Genomic DNA, 18719 nt, shown 5'->3' on the forward strand with positions numbered 1-18719 from the left:
TTAAAATGCGTTCTGGATCCAGGCTGGCTGGTCGCCCTCGAACGCAATCACATCGAATCGGCAGGCCTGATTGGCCTCGTTGATGGCATGTTGCTTCAAATAGTGGCGCGCTGCCAGCATGATCTTGTGCTGTTTGCTGCGGGTGACCGAGCTGGCGGCCCCGCCATGGCTGCCGGTGGCCCGGTAGCGCACCTCAACAAACACCAGGGTCTGGCCCTGGTGCATGATGAGATCTATTTCACCGCCACGACAGCGGTAGTTGCGAGCTACCGGTTGCAGGCCCCTAGCCTGCAACCAGCGTTCAGCGACTTGTTCAAAGTGCTGTCCCTTGCTCGTTGGTGAGGGGAACAGGCTCGGCAACTGCTGGCGTATCCGTTTCCATAGTTCCTTCATTGGAGGGCTCCTCCAGTTGCTGAACGGCGTTCTCGTCGACCAGTTTGCCGTTCTGGTAAGTACCCCAGCTCAGCATCCGCACGATATTGCCCTGGGTATCCACGCTCAGCTGACCGCTCATGCCGGCCTGCTGCATGCCACCCACCTTGCGCATCTGCTGCAGGTTCTCAGCCAGGCTGACGGCATCGTAGCCCATGGCAAACAGACGCAGCAGGTCACCCTGAGTCTGCGGCCAGAGCAGGGCGATCTGCTCGCGCTGTTTCTCGTAGCCGCCCAGCAGCAGCGGCATATCGGCGATATGCATGCCGTTGAGCTCGGAGGCGACCTCGGTTGCGGCGCTGTCGTAGCCACGGGAGCTGGTGTAGATGGGCAGGCTGCCCATCGGATTGACCGAGATATCAACGTAGGGCTTGATCATCCGGGTTTCCAGGCTGTTGGCCACCACATAAACGGCATCGATGCTGCGCGGTGCGGCATCAGAGAGTTGCACTACCTCGCCAGCACGGGCGGTAGAGCGGCCGCTCAGGGCATTTTTGACCATCCCCTGTACTTCGTTGCGGGCACCGAAGGTGGCAACGACTGGCTTATCCTGGCTCAGGGTAGCCCAGCTCTGCTCGAACGCCTTGATACTGCTGTAACCGATCCGCCCCTGGGCGGCGATCAGCAGCGGTTTGCGGTAGCCCTGTGTGTAGAGGTACTGGGCTGCCTGCGCGGCATCTGCGGCGGCAGAGAGGGAGAAGTAGTAGGTGGTGTCGTTGACGACCGGCTTGTCCAGCTCGTTGAGCGCCAGTACCGGCACGGTCGGATTGGCCTTGAGCAGCTCCTCGACACGATCTTTCAGCAGCGGGCCGATGATCATGTCTGCCCCTTCCTGAATCGCCTGCTTATAAAGGTCGCCGGTCGACTTGCTCTGGGTGTCGTAGAAGTTCAGGGTGAATTGCCCCTGATTTTCCTTATAAGACATCAGCATACCGTTACGGATGGCGGCGCCCTGCGGTTCCAGATTGCCTGAGAGGGGCAGCAGCACAGCGATCTGTTGCACCGAGGTGCTGGCGGTGGCCGCCAGATCGCCCAATCCTGCCGGCATATCCTTCTGGGCTGGATGGTTGGGGAAGTCGCGCTTCCAGCCTGCCAGCTGGCGGGCCAGCAGGTTCGGCTGGGCGCCAAACTCGTTGACCAGTGCCGCCAGTCGCAACCAGCCGGTGGTCACATCAGGGGCCGGAGCCTCTTCCAGCGCTTGCAGGGTGGAAGGGGTCATGCTTTTGAGCAACGACCAGATCTGCTGATGGTTGGTCGCCTGCTCGCTCTGATTGAGGTAGGGCTCCAGTGCAATCAACGACTTGGCTGCGCCAAACTTGTTGTTGATGTCGAGCTGCAGCACTACGCGCTGGCGATACCAATCCTTCTGGGTATCGGCATCCAGCACCACCTCGGGTTTGCCTTCTAGCAGGATCAGCGCCTGATTGGCGTGGCCTTGCGCCAGCAACAGATGGGCTTGCAGCAGTTGCAACTGCGCCTTCTGAACGGGATCCTTGGCCTGCTTCTGCAATTGCTGGAACAGTGCCGAGGCCGGTTTGGCCTGGCCCAGCGCCAGATAGCTGCGTGCCGCCAGCATCTGCCAGGTAAAGGCCTCGGCCGGCTTGGCGGGGTCCACCTGCTCAAGATACCACTGGGCATTCTTGGTCAGATTGGAGAACGCAGAGGGCATGCCTGACTGCCCTGACGGTTGATTGGGCTCCGACGCACAGGCGGCGAGCAGTACTGCCGCGAGTATGATGCCGAAGAGTCGTGATACACTTAGCTGCTTTGTAACCCGGTTCAAGTTCATTCCCCGACCAGTGTTGAAGTTCCCCATAGTGTAAACGGGCCAATATGGCGACACAATTGTCGGGGCACTCGGAGATCCCATGAGTGACATCCCAACCCTGTATATAGTCCCCACTCCGATCGGCAATCTGGCGGACATCACCCAGCGTGCATTGGACATTTTACGCAGTGTCGACCTGGTGGCAGCTGAAGATACCCGTCATACCGGTATCCTGCTCAGCCACTACCAAATCTCGGTGCCGACCTTCGCCCTGCACGATCACAACGAGCAGCAGAAAGCCGATGTGCTGATCGGCCGGATCAAAGAGGGCAAGAGTGTTGCGCTGGTCTCCGATGCCGGCACCCCGCTCATCAGCGACCCCGGTTATCACTTGGTCACCCGCTGTCGTGAAGCCGGGGTCAAGGTGGTGCCGCTGCCCGGTCCCTGTGCTGCCATTACCGCCCTGAGCGCGGCCGGTCTGCCCACCGATCGCTTTGCCTTTGAAGGCTTCCTGCCCGCCAAGAGCAAGGGACGTGACGATCGCCTGCAAGCCGTTATCGAAGATACCCGCTCGCTGGTGTTCTACGAATCCCCGCGCCGTGTGCAGGATACAGTGGAAGCGATTGCTCGCATTCTCGGCGAGCGTCAGGTGGTGGTGTGCCGCGAGCTGACCAAGACCTTCGAGTCGATCCACGGTCTGCCAGCGTCCGAAATGCTGGCCTGGCTTGGTGAGGATGACAACCGCTGCCGCGGCGAGATCGTGCTGGTCGTGGCTGGCGCCTCCAAAGAAGAAGAGGAGCTGCCCGCCGAGGCGATCCGTACTCTGGGTCTGCTGGTGACCGAACTGCCACTGAAAAAAGCGGCCGCCCTGACCGCCGAGATCCACGGCGTGAAGAAGAATGCCCTCTATAAATACGGTCTCGAGCACTATTGAGTCGGTCAATAGGTCATCAGACTGTTTTTTGACCTGCGCAATCCCCCGAACCGGCGAGCATTCAGCATGTAAACGGGGGCCAAAGCGCGATAAATGGCTGTAAACGGGAATTGCCGGTTTACCCCGTGCGTATCGCAAGGCTATAATCCGCGCCTCGGAGTTGGCTGGGCAATCGCTGCTTCGTCGTTGTGTCCCTCGGGACAGACGGGCGGAGGGGAGGAAAGTCCGGGCTTCACAGGGCAGGGTGCCAGGTAACGCCTGGGGGGCGTGAGCCTACGACCAGTGCAACAGAGAGCAGACCGCCGATGGCCCGCAAGGGATCAGGTAAGGGTGAAAGGGTGCGGTAAGAGCGCACCGCGCGACTGGCAACAGTTCGTGGCACGGTAAACTCCACCCGAAGCAAGACCAAATAGGCCCCTATTGGCGCGGCCCGCGTTGGGGGCGGGTAGGTTGCTTGAGCCAGCGAGCGATTGCTGGCCTAGAGGAATGATTGCTACCCGGGGCAACCCGGTACAGAACCCGGCTTACAGGCCGACTCCGACCTCATTCCGAAGAGCCCTGCGATTTATCGCGGGGCTCTTTTTTATGCATGAGAAAATATGGCTTCGTTGGCAGGATATTTTCGACCTTGTCATTTTGCATGAAAATATATGTTTTAAATCAATCGAATAGTTTTGTATTTGGCACGATGGCAGCGATAGATGGTGATAGAACCCAGGATGGTTGTTCGCACCCACATATTGTGTGTGTTCTCAGTTCATTCACTTATTTCAATTAATCACCAGAGTTTAACGCCAAATAACTTGTGGAAAATCAACCCACTCAATCCGCAGCATGCAATTGCTGCGTCAATATGTTCCCTCTGTCCCATCTCCTTGCTTGAAAAGCCCCCTGCACGTCCTTAAACTTCAAGGTGGGGAAAAGTGGATCAAAGTGGTTTTTAGAGGGGCAATCTGCCTGCTCACTCACCTTCAGGGACTGCAATTTGTTGCGTGGCGCTCATGCCATCAGCCTGGACAGTAAAGGGCGGCTGGCAATTCCGACCAAATTCCGTGATTGGCTGCGCGATGAAAGCGACGGCCAGCTGGTCTGCACCATCGATATTGCCCATCCCTGTCTGCTGCTTTATCCCCTGAATGAATGGGAAGATGTCGAGCGCAAGCTCAAGACTCTCTCCAGCATGAATCCGCAAGAGCGCCGTTTGCAGCGACTGCTGCTGGGACATGCAACCGAATGCGAGCTGGATGGCAATGGCCGTCTGCTGCTCAGTCAGCCACTGCGCAACCATGCGGGGCTGGACAAGAAAATCATGCTGGTGGGCCAGCTCAACAAGTTTGAGCTGTGGGATGAAGCCCGCTGGCAACAACAGGTCAATGACGACATCTTGGGTCTGCCCGGGGACGATTGGGCAAGCTCACCACGACTACAGGATTTCTCTTTATAAATGACCCAAGCTGCTGAACACATCACAGTGCTGCTGCACGAAGCCGTTGAAGGTCTGGCCATCAAGCCGGACGGTGTCTACGTCGACGGTACTTTTGGCCGTGGTGGTCATTCTCGTCTGATCCTGCAGCACCTTGGCCCCAATGGCCGCCTGATCGCCATCGACCGCGATCCCCAGGCGATCGCCGAAGCAGCCAAGATCCAGGATCCCCGTTTCGAAATCGTGCACGGCCCCTTCTCCGGCATCGCCTCCTATCTGGATGAGCGCGGTTTGCTGGGCAAGGTGGATGGCTTCCTGCTGGATCTGGGGGTCTCTTCACCCCAGCTGGATGATGCCGAGCGCGGCTTCAGCTTTATGAAAGATGGTCCTCTCGATATGCGGATGGACCCCACCTCCGGCCAGAGCGCCGCCGAGTGGCTGGCCAAGGCCGATGTGGATGACATCGCCTGGGTGCTGAAGACCTTCGGTGAGGAGCGTTTTGCCAAGAAGATCGCCCGTGCCATCGTGCACGACCGTGTGACCGAGCCTTATGTGCGTACCCGCCAACTGGCGGAGATGATTGCCCGGGTCAATCCGAGCAAGGAGAAGGGCAAGCATGCGGCAACCCGCAGTTTCCAGGCCATTCGCATCTATATCAACAGCGAGCTGGACGAGATCGAAACCGCGCTCAACGGTGCACTGGAAGTGCTGGCACCACATGGCCGTCTGTCGGTGATCAGCTTCCATTCTCTGGAAGATCGATTGGTAAAGCATTTCATCCGCAAGCACGAGAAGGGGCCGGAAGTGCCTTACGGCATTCCGTTGACCGAGGCCCAGCTGGCAGGCGGTCGCAAATTGAAGTCGGTCGGCAAGGCGCTCAAGCCTTCTGATCATGAAGTATCTGAAAACAGCCGGTCACGCAGCTCGGTGCTGCGGGTCGCCGAGCGGCTGGCGGAGTAAGCGATGAGCGAAGTACGTGTCCACCTAGCCAAGGAGATCGTTGCCGATCTCTGGCGGCACAAGCTGCAGATTTTTCTGTCGGTTGCCGTACTGGTGACCGCGTTTGCCGTGATCCTCGTGACCAACATGACCCGTGGCCTCACCGCCAAACAGAATGACCTGATGGCGGAAGAGGATCGCCTCAATATCGAATGGCGCCACCTCTTGCTGGAGCAGGGCACTCTGGCGGAACACTCCCGGGTCGCCACGCTGGCCATGGACAAGTTGCAAATGGGTCGCCCTCTGGTGACCACCGAGAAGGTAATTACTCTGCCATGAAACGGAAGGCTACAGCCAAAACCGCTAAAGCGAACGTTAAAGCGCCATCTATCTATCCGTGGCGCTTCCGCACGCTGGTCGTATTCATCGGCATCGCCTTTGTCGGGCTGATCCTCCGTCTGGCCTGGATCCAGGTGATCAATCCGGATCGTCTGCGTCAGGAGGGGGACATGCGCTCTCTGCGAACAACCTCCACCCAAGCGGTGCGCGGCATGATCACCGATCGCAATGGTGAACAGTTGGCTGTTTCCGTTCCGGTCGAGGCGGTCTGGGCCGATCCCAAGACAGTGCACGAGTCCGGCGCTATCCACAATGAGCGGGCCTGGATGGCGCTCTCAGCAGTCCTCAAAATCGATATCAATACTCTCAAGCAACGTATCGCCAACCCCAGCAAGCGCTTCGTCTATCTGCAGCGTCAGGTAACGCCCGCTGTCTCTGAATACATCAAGGGGCTCAAGCTGGGTGGTGTCTATCTGCGTCCCGAGTCGCGCCGCTTCTATCCGACTGGCGAAATCAGTGCCCACTTGGTGGGGGTAACCAACATCGATGGCAACGGGATCGAGGGGATCGAGCGCAGCTACAACGAGTGGCTGACGGCGACACCGGGCGAGATGCGGGTGCGCAAGGACCGGCAGGGCAGGGTCATCGAGCGTCTTGGTATCGTCAAAGAGGGCAAGAACGCCAACGATCTGCAGCTCAGCATCGATCAGCGGGTGCAAGCATTGGCCTACCGTGCCCTCAAGCGGGCAACCGACGAGAACAAGGCAACGTCCGGCTCCATGGTGATGCTGGATATCAAGACCGGCGAAGTGCTCGCCATGGTCAATACCCCCTCCTATAACCCGAACAACCGCGGCCAGTATCAGAGTTTCCGGGTACGCAACCGGGTGGTGACCGATACCTACGAGCCGGGCTCCACAGTCAAGCCGCTGATTTTGCTAAGTGCCTTGCAGGCGGGTGTCACCAGCTGGAAGGATTTCATTCCCGGTGGTCCGCTCTTTATCGGTGCCAAGCAGATCAAGGACGTCAGTATTCACAAGGCGACCAACCTTTACGATATCCTGCGCTACTCCTCCAACATCGGCATGTCGCGCATCGCGCTGCGGATGCCGGCCCAAGAGATGATCAACACCCTCAGTATGTTCGGTTTCGGTATGGATACCGGTAGCGGACTGATGGGCGAGAGCGGTGGTATGTTGCCTCAGCGTCGGCGCTGGTCCGATATCGAGCGGGCGACCCTTTCGTTTGGTTATGGTCTGCGGGTTACCCCGCTGCAACTGGCTTCCGCCTACGCCACCCTGGCCAACAAGGGCAAGCGAGTGCCCATCTCCATCGTCAAGGTGACCACGCCGCCCAAGGGTGAGCAGGTGATCGATCACAATAACGCCTCCGCCATGCTGCAGGCGCTGGAGTACGTAGTCGACAACGCTATTCCCAAGGCCAAGATTCCGGGTTATCGGGTCGGTGGCAAGAGTGGTACCGCCAAGGTCGCCGTTGCCGGAGGCTACGGCAAGGATTACATGGCCTGGTTTGCCGGTTTTGCCCCTGCCAGTAATCCCCGTTTCGTCATGGTGGTGGTGATTAACGAGCCAAAAGGTAGTGCCTACTATGGCGGTGCCGTGGCGACCCCGCCGTTTGCAGAGGCCATGGGCGGGGTACTGCAACTCTTCAATATTCGTCCTGATGCGGTGCCCACAGCGGTGCCCGCCAAACTTGCCCGTACGGAGGCTCCTCTTGTCCCGCGCACTTGATGCATTACTGCGCCCCTTCGGTATTCAGGCGCCGGCGCTCACTCTGACCGATATCCAGCTGGATAGTCGGCGGGTCAGGCCCGGCACGCTCTTCGTGGCCATTTGCGGTCATCAGGTGGATGGCAGACGTTTCATCGAACAGGCGGTGGCTCAGGGAGCGACCGCTGTTGTGTTTGAGGAGGATGGTGAATTTATCCCACCATCGACTCCGGTTCCCTGTATCGGGATGCGGGATCTGCCCGCTCATCTCTCTGCGCTTGCCGGGTATTTCTACGACCAGCCCGCCAAAAAACTGGCGCTGGTCGGGATCACCGGTACCAACGGCAAGAGCACCACTGCACTGCTGGTCGCCAACTGGCGCACCCTGCTGGGTGGCAAGGCCGGGGTGATGGGCACCATCGGCAACGGCCTGTTTGGCCATCTGATCGAAGCGGAAAATACCACTGGCAGCGCCGTGCAGGTACAAGCCAATCTGGCTGCGCTGCAAGAGCAGGGGGCGGATCTGGTGGCGATGGAGGTCTCCAGCCATGGTCTGGTGCAGCACCGTGTCGCCGCGCTGCCCTTTTCCGCCGCTGTCTTTACCAACCTGAGCCGGGATCACCTCGACTACCACGGCACCATGGAAGCCTATGGCGCGGCCAAGGAGCAGCTGCTGCAGCTGGTCGATGAGTCGAATGCGGTGATTAACCGGGATGACGAATTGGGTGCCAAGTGGCTCGAAAAATACCCGGCAGCAGTGGCTTTCAGTGTGAGTGGCCCGATTGAATACCATTTTGGCCGTCAATTAACGGCGCAGCAGCTCGATTTTCACCAGCAAGGTTTTCGCGCGCAGATTAACTCCAGTTGGGGGAATGGTGTATTATCCGCCCCCTTGCTCGGGCGCTTCAACGTCAGCAATGTGCTGGCGGCGATGGGCGTAATGCTGGTGCTCGGTTACGACTTCCATGAGCTACTGGCAACTGCCCCGAAATTGCAGCCGGTGACCGGTCGCATGGAGTGTTTCGGCGGTGGTGATACGCCGCTGGCGGTGGTCGATTACGCCCACACTCCTGATGCGCTGGAAAAGGCATTGCAGGCCCTGCGGGTGCACTGCACCGGCCAGCTTTGGTGTCTGATTGGCTGTGGTGGCGACCGCGATCGCGGCAAGCGTCCCATGATGGCCGCCATGGCCGAGCAGTATGCGGATCGCGTGATCCTGACCGACGACAATCCCCGTACCGAGGAGCCGGCCCGGATCATGGCCGACATGGTGGCGGGTCTTCGCGATCCTGCTGCGGTGCAGGTGGAGCACGACCGGGTCAAGGCGATTGCGCTGGCCATCGGTCAGGCGAGCAAGCAGGACATCATCCTGGTGGCCGGTAAGGGCCATGAGGATTATCAGATCATTGGAACCGACAAGCGGCACTACAGCGACCGGGAAACCGTCGCGGCCGCCTTGCACACATTATTGGAGTCATTCAAATGATGACCCTCAGGCTTGCCGAGCTGGCGCAGGTACTCGATGCCCGTCTGATTGGTGACGACGGCGAGATCACCGTCGTCAGTACCGACACCCGCACTTTGGGCGCGGGTGCCCTGTTCGTTGCCCTGCGCGGCGAGCGTTTCGATGCCCACGATTTTTGCGAGCAGGCTGTTCAGGCAGGGGCCTCTGCCTTGCTGGTCGAGCGTGAGCTGCCGCTGGCTATTCCCCAGCTGGTGGTGGCGGACAGCCTCAAGGGGCTGGGCCGACTCGGCAAGCTGGTGCGCGAGCGCATCAATCCGAAAGTGCTGGCCATTACCGGCAGCTGCGGCAAGACCACAGTGAAGGAGATGGCAACTGCCATCCTGCGCAACGAAGGGGAAGTGCTGGCCACCGCTGGCAACTTCAACAATGAGGTGGGCGTGCCGCTCACCCTGCTGCGCCTCGAGCCGCAACACCAGTTTGCGGTGATGGAGCTGGGAGCAAACCACAAGGGCGAAATCGCTTGGACTACCTCGCTGGCCAAGCCCGATGCCGCCATCATCAACAACGTCGCAGCTGCCCATCTTGAGGGCTTCGGCTCTCTTGAGGGGATCTACCACGCCAAGAGCGAAATTTTTGAGGGCTTGAGCGAAGGCGGCACCGCCATCGTCAACGCCGACAACGAATTCTGGCCGAAGTGGCGCGAGCGTGGCATTCGCTGCGCCTTCTCCATCGAGGATCAGAGCCAGCCGTTCCATGCTCGCGATGTGGTTCTCAACGCTCAGGGTTGTGCCGAGTTCGTCATGGTAACCCCGCAGGGTGAGGTGAGCCTGACTCTGGCGATCCCCGGCCGCCATAACGTGGCCAATGCGCTGGCTGCCGCCGCGGGCTGTCTGGCCCTCGGCGCATCCCTCGCCTGTGTCAAGGTGGGGCTGGAGCAGATGGCACCGGTCAAGGGACGCTTCTGCGTCCAGCGCTGGGGCGGTCTGACTCTGGTGGATGATACCTACAATGCCAGCGTGGAGTCCGTGCTGGCGGGCATCGATGCCTTGACCGCCATGAGCGGCTTTAAGGTGCTGGTGTTTGGCGACATGCGGGAACTGGGTGAGGAGTCTGCCGAGCAACATGCCCGGGTTGGCCGTCATGCCCGCGAGTGCGGTCTGGATGCTGTGCTGACAGTAGGGGAACATAGTCGCTATACCGCAGATGCCGCGGCTGGCCGACATTTCGATAACAAGGCGTCGTTGTTTGAAGTGCTTGCGCAAATGATAAATACACATCAGGAAATTTCGATTCTGGTCAAGGGTGCCCGTGGCTCCCGCATGGAAGATATCGTCGAGATGGTCAAAGGCCATCAGGAGTCAGCCACATGCTAGTCTGGCTGGCCGAACTGCTCACCCCGCACTTCACCTTCTTCAACGTCTTCTCCTACCTGACGTTTCGCGCCATCCTGTCGATCATTACCGGTCTGGGAGTTGCCCTCTGGATGGGGCCACGACTGATCCGTCGCCTGCAGATCCTGAAGTTTGGTCAAGTGATCCGCAACGACGGTCCCGAGTCCCACCTCAGCAAGCGGGGCACCCCGACCATGGGTGGCCTGATGATCATTGCTGCGATTTTCACGTCTGTGCTGCTCTGGTGCCGCCTCGACAACCCTTATGTCTGGCTGGTGCTGTTTGTGCTGGGTGCCTACGGTGCCATCGGCTTTGCCGACGACTACCTCAAGGTGGTGCGCAAGAATACCGACGGCCTGATCGCGCGCTGGAAGTACTTCTGGCAATCCGCGGTAGCGCTGGCGGTGGCTGTGTTCCTCTATGCGACCGCAACCCATGATGGGCAGACCCAGCTGGTGGTGCCTTTCCTCAAGGATGTGATGCCGCAGCTTGGTCTGATGTTTATCGTGCTGACCTACTTTGTCATCGTCGGTACCTCCAACGCGGTCAACCTGACCGATGGTCTGGATGGCTTGGCCATCATGCCGACCGTGATGGTGGCGGGCGGCTTTGCGTTTATCGCCTGGGCAACCGGCAACGTCAACTTCGCCAGTTACCTGCATATTCCCTATGTTCCCTATACCTCCGAGCTGGTGATCGTCTGTACCGCCATCGTCGGTGCGGGTCTGGGCTTCCTCTGGTTCAATACCTATCCGGCACAGGTCTTCATGGGCGACGTCGGCTCTCTGGCGCTGGGCGGCGCGCTCGGTACCATCGCCGTACTGGTGCGTCAGGAATTTCTGCTGGTGATCATGGGCGGTGTCTTCGTGATGGAGACCGTCTCGGTGATCCTGCAGGTGGGGTCATACAAGCTGCGCGGCGTGCGGATCTTCCGCATGGCACCGATCCATCACCACTACGAGAAGAAGGGCTGGCCGGAGCCGCGCGTTATCGTGCGATTCTGGATCATCACCCTCGTGCTGGTGCTGCTGGGTCTTGCCACCCTGAAGGTGAGGTAAGGCCATGGTCATCATCATCGGATTGGGTAAAACCGGACTCTCCTGCGTTGACTACTTCCTCGGCCGTGGCGTTACGCCGCTGGTGATGGATACCCGTGCCAACCCGCCTGGCAAGGATCAGCTGCCGCCAGAAGTGGAGTTTATCCACGGGCTGGATGAAGAGCTGCTCAAGCAGGCGCATATGATCGTAGCGAGTCCGGGTATTGCCCTGGCTACCCCTGAATTGAAAGCGGCTGCCGAATGTGGTGTGCAGATCGTCGGCGATATCGAGTTGTTCGTTCGCGAGACCGAGACACCGGTCATTGCCATCACAGGTTCCAATGGCAAGAGCACTGTCACTACGCTGGTGGGTGAGATGATTGCCGAAGCCGGGCTCAAGGTGGGCGTGGGCGGCAATATCGGTACGCCTGCGCTGGAGCTGTTCAAGCAGCCGATGGATCTCTGCGTATTGGAGCTCTCCAGCTTCCAGCTGGAGACCACTCACAGTTTGCGTGCTGCAGCCTCTGTGGTGCTGAACCTCTCTGAAGATCACATGGATCGCTATCAGGGTATGGCCGACTACCGCGCCGCCAAGATGGAGATCCATCAGCACTCCAAACACATTCTGGTCAATCGCGACGATCCCCAGACTTTGCCCGATGTGGGTCAGGTGTGGCAGAGCTTCGGTCTTGACTGCAATGGCTATGGCCGCTGCCTGCTGGATGGCCGCTACTGGTTGACCCTGCACGGCGAGCCGCTGCTGGCGGTGGACGAGATGAAGATCGTCGGTGCCCACAATCAGGCCAACGCGCTGGCCGCCATGGCGCTGTGCGATGCGGTCGGCATTCCCCGCGCTGCCCAGCTCACCGTGCTGCGCCGCTTTGAAGGCTTGCCCCACCGTGCCCGTTTCGTGCGCGAAGTGAACGGGGTGCGCTGGATCAACGACTCCAAAGCCACCAACGTGGGAGCTACGCTAGCTGCCGTTGCCGGTGTGCGCGAGTCGGTCAAGGGGCGCCTGTTGCTGCTGGCCGGTGGTCAGGGCAAGGGGCAGGATTTTGGCCCGATCCAGGCGCTGCTGGGCAACCAGATCGATCACATGTACTGCTTCGGTCAGGATGCCGAGGTGCTGCTGGCGCTGGGCGAGCAGACCGAACGGGTGGCCGACCTGGCCACTGCGGTTGCCAAGGCGGCTGCCGATGCCAAGCCCGGTGACTGGGTGCTGCTGGCGCCAGCCTGTGCCAGCCTCGATCAGTTCAAGTCGTTCGAGGTGCGTGGCGATCGCTTTACCGAGATGGTGATGGCGCTATGAATGCCCTTCGCGCAGCCGCAGGTCTGTTCCAGCGCTGGCTATTGCCGGCGCGCCCTGCCGGCCTCTATGACCGGCAGTTGGTGTTGCTGGCGATCTCCCTGATGGCGGTCGGGGTGGTGATCGTGGCATCAGCCTCGATCCCGGAGGGGATCTCCCTGGGGGATGATCCCTTCATGTTTGTGAAGCGTCACGCCATGTTTCTGGTGATGGCGATCGGTATCTCCTGGTTTGTGTTGCAGGTGCCGATGGCGCGCTGGCAGGAGTACAACGGACCCATGCTGTTGCTGGCCATTCTGCTGCTGGTACTGGTGCTGGTGGTCGGGCGCAATGTCAACGGTGCGGTGCGCTGGCTGCCACTGGGCCCCTTCAACCTGCAGCCGGCCGAGTTTGGCAAGCTGGCCCTATTCGTCTATCTGGCCGGTTATCTGGTGCGGCGTCAGAACGAGGTGCGTGAAGCCTGGCTTGGCTTCCTGAAGCCCTTGGCAGTATTCGGGGTGTTGGCGATCCTGTTGCTGCTGCAACCGGATCTGGGGTCGACCGTGGTGATGTTCGTCACCTCGTTCGGCATGCTGTTTCTGGCTGGCGCCAAACTGTGGCAGTTCATGATCCTTATCGGTGGCGGTCTTGGTGGGGTGATCATGCTGATCATCGTCGAGCCATACCGGATGCGTCGGGTGACCTCTTTTATGGATCCCTGGGCCGATCCGTTTGGCAGTGGCTACCAGTTGACCCAGTCGCTGATGGCGTTTGGCCGTGGCAGCTGGTTTGGCGAAGGGCTCGGCAACTCCATCCAGAAGATGGAGTACCTGCCGGAAGCGCATACCGACTTCGTGTTTGCGATCCTCGGCGAAGAGCTGGGTTACGTCGGGGTACTGGGCGCCCTGTGTCTCATCTTTGCGTTGGCGATCAAGGCGTTGAAGCTGGGGCATCGCGCCCTGCAAGCCGACCGCCTCTATGATGGCTATCTGGCTATCGGTATCGGCATCTGGTTCAGTTTCCAGACTTTCGTCAACGTTGGCGCAGCCAGCGGCATGATGCCGACCAAGGGGTTGACCCTGCCGCTGGTCAGTTACGGCGGCTCGAGTCTCATCATCATGACAGTGGCGGTGAGCATGTTGATTCGAATCGATTTTGAGTTGCGTCAGGCGACTGCCCAGGCGCGGGTGCGGGAGGTTTAGTGAGCAAGACGCTGTTGGTGATGGCAGGTGGTACCGGGGGGCATGTCTTTCCCGGTCTGGCCGTGGCCGATCGACTGAGGGAGCAGGGCTGGACTGTCCACTGGCTGGGGACGGCGGACCGGATGGAGGCGGAGCTGGTGCCCGCCCATGGTTATCCCATCTCCTTCATCGATATTCAGGGGGTGCGTGGCAACGGCATCAAGCGACTGCTGATGGCGCCCTATCGCATCGTCAAATCAATCTTGCAGGCGCGTCAGGTGCTCAAGACTGTTCGCCCGGATGTGGTGCTCGGTATGGGGGGCTTTGCCTCCGGTCCGGGGGGAGTGGCTGCCTGGTTCTCCGGCATCCCGTTGCTGCTCCATGAGCAGAATGCTGCTGCAGGCATGACCAACAAGCTGCTGGCGCGTATTGCCAAGCGGGTGCTGATGGCATTTCCGGGCGCCTTCGCGCCGAGCCGCCGTACCGCCGTGGTAGGCAATCCGGTGCGTCCCGAAGTGGTCGCCCTGCCGGATCCGCAGCTTCGCAGCGAAGCCGAGCCGCTGCATCTGCTGATCGTCGGTGGCAGCCTGGGTGCCCGGGTGCTCAACCAGCAGGTACCCGCTGCGGTGGCGGCGGCTGGTGTGCCTATCGAGGTGCGTCACCAGTGTGGCAAGGGCAATGCCGAGACAGTGTCTGCTGCCTATACCCAGCACGGCATCAATGCCGAGGTGAGTGAATTTATCAAGGATATGGCCGGCGCCTATGCCTGGGCCGATCTGGTTGTCTGCCGGGCGGGAGCCCTGACGGTATCCGAGGTGGCCGCCGCCGGGGTGGCAGCCATTTTCGTCCCGCTGCCCCATGCAGTGGATGATCACCAGACCCGTAACGCTCTGACTCTGGTCGACGGTGGTGCGGCCGAATTCCTGCCCCAGTCCGAGCTGACCACCACCTCGCTGGCGGCGCGCCTCTCCTGGCTGGCTGGCCGCAGGGAGACCCTGTTTAGCATGGCTCAGGCCGCCCGTCGCGTTGCCATTACCGATGCGGCCGAGCGGGTTGCTGATGAGTGCAAGCGGCTCGCCAGTGGGCAGCGTGGTAAAGATTAATGAGCAAGGTTGCAGTGGTGACTCCGTGCAGCCTTGTACCTGTATGTATTGATGCCGCCGTGCAGCCGAGCTTTGACGGTACATGGCCTGCGGCAGACTAAAGAGACGATTATGACCAAGGTTGAACTGGCAAAACTGCGTACTGTGATCCCCGAAATGCGCCGCGTGCGTCGCATCCACTTTATCGGCATCGGTGGTGCCGGTATGGGCGGGATCGCCGAAGTGCTTGCCAACGAAGGGTATCAGGTAACGGGTTCGGATTTGGCTCGCAACGCCGTGACCGAGCGGTTGGCCGGACTGGGCGCTCACATCTTCGTCGGTCACAGTGCCGAACACGTCGAGGGGGCCAGCGTGGTGGTGGTCTCTACCGCCATCAAGCAGGACAACCCGGAGCTGCTGGCTGCTCGCGAACTGCGGATCCCGGTGGTGCGCCGTGCCGAGATGCTGGCCGAGCTGATGCGTTTCCGCCACGGTATCGCCATCGCCGGTACCCACGGCAAGACCACCACCACCAGTCTGGTGGCGAGCATCTATGCCGAAGCCGACCGCGATCCGACCTTCGTCATCGGTGGCCTGCTCAACAGTGCCGGCACCAATGCCCGCCTGGGCAGCAGCCGCTACCTGATTGCCGAGGCGGATGAGAGCGACGCCTCTTTCCTGCATCTGCAGCCGATGGTCTCTATCGTGACCAACATCGAAGCGGATCACATGGATACCTACGGCGGTGACTTCTCCAAGCTGAAGGCCACCTTCATCGAGTTTCTGCACAATCTGCCCTTCTACGGACTGGCGGTGGTTTGCATCGATGATCCGGTGATCCGTGGCATGTTGCCGGAGATTGCTCGCCCGACCCTGACCTACGGTCTCTCTGAAGACGCTGACGTGCAGGTACTGGATTTTGTCCAGACCAACAACCACAGCCGCTTCCGGGTGCGCCGCAAAGAGGCGGGTGAACTGCAAGTCACCCTCAATTTGCCGGGCATTCACAACGCCTTGAACGCCGCCGCGGCGATTGCTGTCGCGACGGAAGACGGTGTCAGCGACGAGGCCATCATCTCTGCGCTGGCCAAGTTTGAAGGTGTTGGCCGTCGCTTCCAGCAGTATGGCGAGTTCGAAACTGGTCGTGGCAAGGCGATGCTGGTGGACGATTACGGCCACCATCCGAGTGAAGTGAAGGTAACTATCAATGCCGCTCGTGCCGGCTGGCCCGAGAAGCGGCTGGTGATGGTGTTCCAGCCACATCGCTACACCCGAACCCGCGACCTCTACGAAGACTTTGCCGACGTGCTCTCCAAGGTAGACGTGCTGGTGATGCTGGAGGTTTATGCTGCCGGCGAGGATCCGATCCCGGGGGCTGACGGTCGTGCGCTGTGCCGCTCCATCCGCTCGCGCGGCAACCTGGAACCCATCTTCGTTGCCACCCCGGATGACGTACCGGCGGTACTGGCTGACCTGATTGGTGAAGGGGATCTGGTGCTGACCCAGGGGGCGGGGAACGTCGGGGCGCTGGCCCGTCGTCTTGGCGAGATGAAATTGAGCATAGATAGCATGAAATCTGGTGCCTGAGGGCCCAATGAGTATTTTGACCGCCAAGCCGGGGCCTATATAATGGCGAACCGGTCTGTCAAAGGCCGGTTTAGCGCGTTACACGGGGATCGAACGGGTGGAGGCAAGGGCACAGGGGCGCACCAAGGGTGGCTTCATCGCAGGGGTGATGTTTTTCCTGCTGGTGATATGGGGCTGCTACCGGACGGCGCTGGATGTTAAAGATTGGCTGACGGATGCCAATCGGTTGCCCATGAGCGAATTGTTGCTGCAGGGGCAACATCAGTATCTGGAGACGGAGGAGCTGCGGTTAGCGGTACTGGATGGTGCCGAATTACGCAACTTCTTCGAGTTGGATGTCAATGAATTGCAGGCAAGGCTCAACGCCCTGCCATGGGTGGCCTCGGTCTCGGTACGAAAGAAGTGGCCGAACAAGATCAAGATCTACCTCACGGAACAAGATGTGGCGGCGCGCTGGAATGGCAACCGCTTCGTCAACACCAAGGGCAAGGTATTCAGTGCCCCGGATCGGGTCAAGACGCCGCTGTTGCAGCTGTCAGGGCCGGATGACCAGGCCGCCCGGGTGTTGAAAGAGAGTCGGCAGTACGAGTCGCAACTGGCTGCCAAGGGATACAAGTTGCTGGGGGTGAATCTGACCCCCCGCCATGCCTGGGAACTGACCCTGGATGGCAATATCAAGCTGTTTCTGGGTCGCAACGACATTGCGCTCCGGTTGCAGCGGTTTATCGATGCCTTCCCGGTTATCGAACCCCGTGCGCAAGTCGCCTACGTGGATCTTCGATACGACACCGGAATGGCAGTTGGCTGGAAGAAGAGCGAAGAGAAAGTGCATGACCAACACCGCAGATAGGAATTTGATTGTCGGACTGGATATCGGCACAACCAAGGTGGCGGTTCTGGTCGGGGAAGTATTGCCGGACGGTGAACTGAACGTCATCGGTATGGGCAGTCACGCTTCTCGCGGAATGGAGAAGGGCGGGGTCAATGACCTCGACTCCGTGGTCAAGTCACTGCGCCGCGCGGTGGAAGAGGCCGAGATGATGGCAGATTGCCAGATCAGCTCGGTCTATCTGGGGTTGTCCGGCAAGCATATCGACTGCCGCAACGAGACCGGTATGGTGCCCATCTCTGATGAAGAGGTGACGCAGGAGGATGTGGACAACGTGATCCACACCGCCAAGTCAGTTCGCCTCTCCGACGAGCTGCGCGTGCTGCATGTCCTGCCTCAGGAGTTTGCGATCGATTATCAGGAAGGGATCAAGAATCCGGTCGGCCTCTCCGGTGTGCGGATGGCGGCCAAGGTTCACCTGATCACCTGCCACAACGACATGGCTCGCAACATTGAGAAGTGTGTGGAGAAGGTCGGTTTGCGCGTGGATCAACTGATCTTCTCCGCGCTGGCCTCCAGCTATGCCGTGTTGACCGAAGACGAGAAAGAGCTGGGTGTCTGCGTGGTGGACATCGGTGGCGGCACCATGGACATGTCGCTGTTTACCGGCGGTGCCCTGCGCCACACCAAGGTGATCCCGTACGCTGGCAGCACTGTGACCAGCGACATCGCCTATGCCTTCGGCACGCCGCCGCTCGACGCGGAAGCGATCAAGGTGCGCTACGGTTGCGCCCTCGGTCGTCTGGTCAGCAAGGAAGACAATATTGAAGTACCCAGTGTCGGCGGTCGCCCGGCGCGCAGCCTGCAACGGCAGACACTGGCTGAAGTGATTGAGCCCCGTTACACCGAGTTGCTCTCCATGGTGAATGATGAGCTGGTGCGGGTACAAAGCGAGTTGAAAGCGCAGGGGGTCAAGCATCAGCTGGCAGCCGGTGTGGTCTTGACCGGCGGCGCTGCCCAGATTGAAGGCATTGTGGAGTGTGCAGAGCAGATCTTCCAGAGCCAGGTCCGGGTGGGAGAGCCCATGAACATACGTGGTTTGAGTGATTACGTGCAGGCACCGGTGTACTCGACTGCGGTCGGGTTGCTGCAATATGGCCGCACCCATCAAGCCACAGGTAGCAACAAAGAATATGCCGCCAAGGCAAGTGTCGGTGGCCTGGTCAAACGGGTTAGCAACTGGCTGCGTGGCGAGTTCTAAGAATTTTGCTGAGTCAGGCAAATAAAGCGGAGAGAC

Annotated in this window: 16 protein-coding genes and 1 other RNA gene; 15 read left to right on the forward strand and 2 right to left on the reverse strand. The window is 60.0% G+C overall.

What is annotated here, in order from left to right:
• Both G5221_RS13805 and G5221_RS13810 read right to left on the reverse strand, forming a co-directional pair.
• Complete coding sequence (locus G5221_RS13805) at positions 1–393, reverse strand: YraN family protein (RefSeq protein ID WP_058057529.1); 393 nt, start codon at positions 391–393, stop codon at positions 1–3.
• Complete coding sequence (locus G5221_RS13810) at positions 314–2101, reverse strand: penicillin-binding protein activator (protein WP_421263414.1); 1788 nt, start codon at positions 2099–2101, stop codon at positions 314–316. Before G5221_RS13810 ends, G5221_RS13805 begins: the two co-directional genes overlap by 80 nt.
• A gap of 199 nt (positions 2102–2300) precedes the next feature.
• Here G5221_RS13810 and rsmI point away from each other — a divergent pair, with 199 nt between their 5' ends.
• From rsmI to ftsA, 15 genes are all read left to right on the forward strand, one after another.
• Complete coding sequence (gene rsmI, locus G5221_RS13815) at positions 2301–3134, forward strand: 16S rRNA (cytidine(1402)-2'-O)-methyltransferase (RefSeq protein ID WP_421263415.1); 834 nt, start codon at positions 2301–2303, stop codon at positions 3132–3134.
• Positions 3135–3290: 156 nt separating this feature from the next.
• An RNA gene (gene rnpB / locus G5221_RS13820) (RNase P RNA component class A) lies at positions 3291–3677 on the forward strand.
• Positions 3678–4119: 442 nt separating this feature from the next.
• The gene (gene mraZ, locus G5221_RS13825) at positions 4120–4578 is read left to right on the forward strand and encodes a division/cell wall cluster transcriptional repressor MraZ (protein ID WP_421263416.1); all 459 of its coding nucleotides are present in this window, start codon (positions 4120–4122) and stop codon (positions 4576–4578) included.
• Entirely contained in the window at positions 4579–5517 is a 939-nt protein-coding gene (gene rsmH / locus G5221_RS13830; protein WP_005336168.1) for a 16S rRNA (cytosine(1402)-N(4))-methyltransferase RsmH, read from the forward strand.
• Positions 5518–5520: 3 nt separating this feature from the next.
• The gene (gene ftsL, locus G5221_RS13835; protein ID WP_216952213.1) at positions 5521–5835 is read left to right on the forward strand and encodes a cell division protein FtsL; all 315 of its coding nucleotides are present in this window, start codon (positions 5521–5523) and stop codon (positions 5833–5835) included.
• Positions 5832–7586 carry a penicillin-binding transpeptidase domain-containing protein gene (locus G5221_RS13840; RefSeq protein ID WP_216952212.1) on the forward strand — a complete coding sequence of 585 codons (1755 nt, stop codon included), beginning with the start codon at positions 5832–5834 and terminating at the stop codon, positions 7584–7586. Before ftsL ends, G5221_RS13840 begins: the two co-directional genes overlap by 4 nt.
• Positions 7519–9051, forward strand: coding sequence for a UDP-N-acetylmuramoyl-L-alanyl-D-glutamate--2,6-diaminopimelate ligase (murE, locus tag G5221_RS13845; RefSeq protein ID WP_407959327.1), 1533 nt, complete (start codon positions 7519–7521; stop codon positions 9049–9051). The genes G5221_RS13840 and murE overlap by 68 nt, the downstream gene beginning before the upstream one ends.
• Positions 9048–10403, forward strand: coding sequence for a UDP-N-acetylmuramoyl-tripeptide--D-alanyl-D-alanine ligase (locus G5221_RS13850; protein WP_421263417.1), 1356 nt, complete (start codon positions 9048–9050; stop codon positions 10401–10403). The genes murE and G5221_RS13850 overlap by 4 nt, the downstream gene beginning before the upstream one ends.
• Positions 10397–11479 (forward strand): phospho-N-acetylmuramoyl-pentapeptide-transferase, encoded by a 1083-nt coding sequence (gene mraY, locus G5221_RS13855; RefSeq protein WP_421258849.1) that lies wholly within the window; start codon positions 10397–10399, stop codon positions 11477–11479. The genes G5221_RS13850 and mraY overlap by 7 nt, the downstream gene beginning before the upstream one ends.
• A gap of 4 nt (positions 11480–11483) precedes the next feature.
• Positions 11484–12767 (forward strand): UDP-N-acetylmuramoyl-L-alanine--D-glutamate ligase, encoded by a 1284-nt coding sequence (murD, locus tag G5221_RS13860; protein ID WP_421263418.1) that lies wholly within the window; start codon positions 11484–11486, stop codon positions 12765–12767.
• A complete protein-coding gene (gene ftsW / locus G5221_RS13865) occupies positions 12764–13945 on the forward strand; it encodes a cell division protein FtsW (RefSeq protein WP_421263419.1) in 1182 nt (393 codons plus the stop codon). The genes murD and ftsW overlap by 4 nt, the downstream gene beginning before the upstream one ends.
• Positions 13945–15027, forward strand: a complete 1083-nt coding sequence (gene murG, locus G5221_RS13870) for an undecaprenyldiphospho-muramoylpentapeptide beta-N-acetylglucosaminyltransferase (protein WP_421263420.1) — start codon at positions 13945–13947, stop codon at positions 15025–15027. The genes ftsW and murG overlap by 1 nt, the downstream gene beginning before the upstream one ends.
• Before the next feature lie 111 nt (positions 15028–15138).
• On the forward strand, positions 15139–16593 hold the full coding sequence (gene murC / locus G5221_RS13875) for a UDP-N-acetylmuramate--L-alanine ligase (protein ID WP_421263421.1): 1455 nt from the start codon (positions 15139–15141) through the stop codon (positions 16591–16593).
• Between the two features lie 97 nt (positions 16594–16690).
• The gene (locus G5221_RS13880) at positions 16691–17443 is read left to right on the forward strand and encodes a cell division protein FtsQ/DivIB (RefSeq protein WP_421263422.1); all 753 of its coding nucleotides are present in this window, start codon (positions 16691–16693) and stop codon (positions 17441–17443) included.
• Positions 17424–18683, forward strand: a complete 1260-nt coding sequence (gene ftsA / locus G5221_RS13885) for a cell division protein FtsA (RefSeq protein WP_005336148.1) — start codon at positions 17424–17426, stop codon at positions 18681–18683. Before G5221_RS13880 ends, ftsA begins: the two co-directional genes overlap by 20 nt.
• Positions 18684–18719 lie beyond the last annotated feature (36 nt).

It is taken from the genome of Aeromonas sp. 602200, assembly GCF_049173895.1.
GTDB classification, from domain to species: Bacteria; Pseudomonadota; Gammaproteobacteria; order Enterobacterales; family Aeromonadaceae; genus Aeromonas; species Aeromonas veronii_A.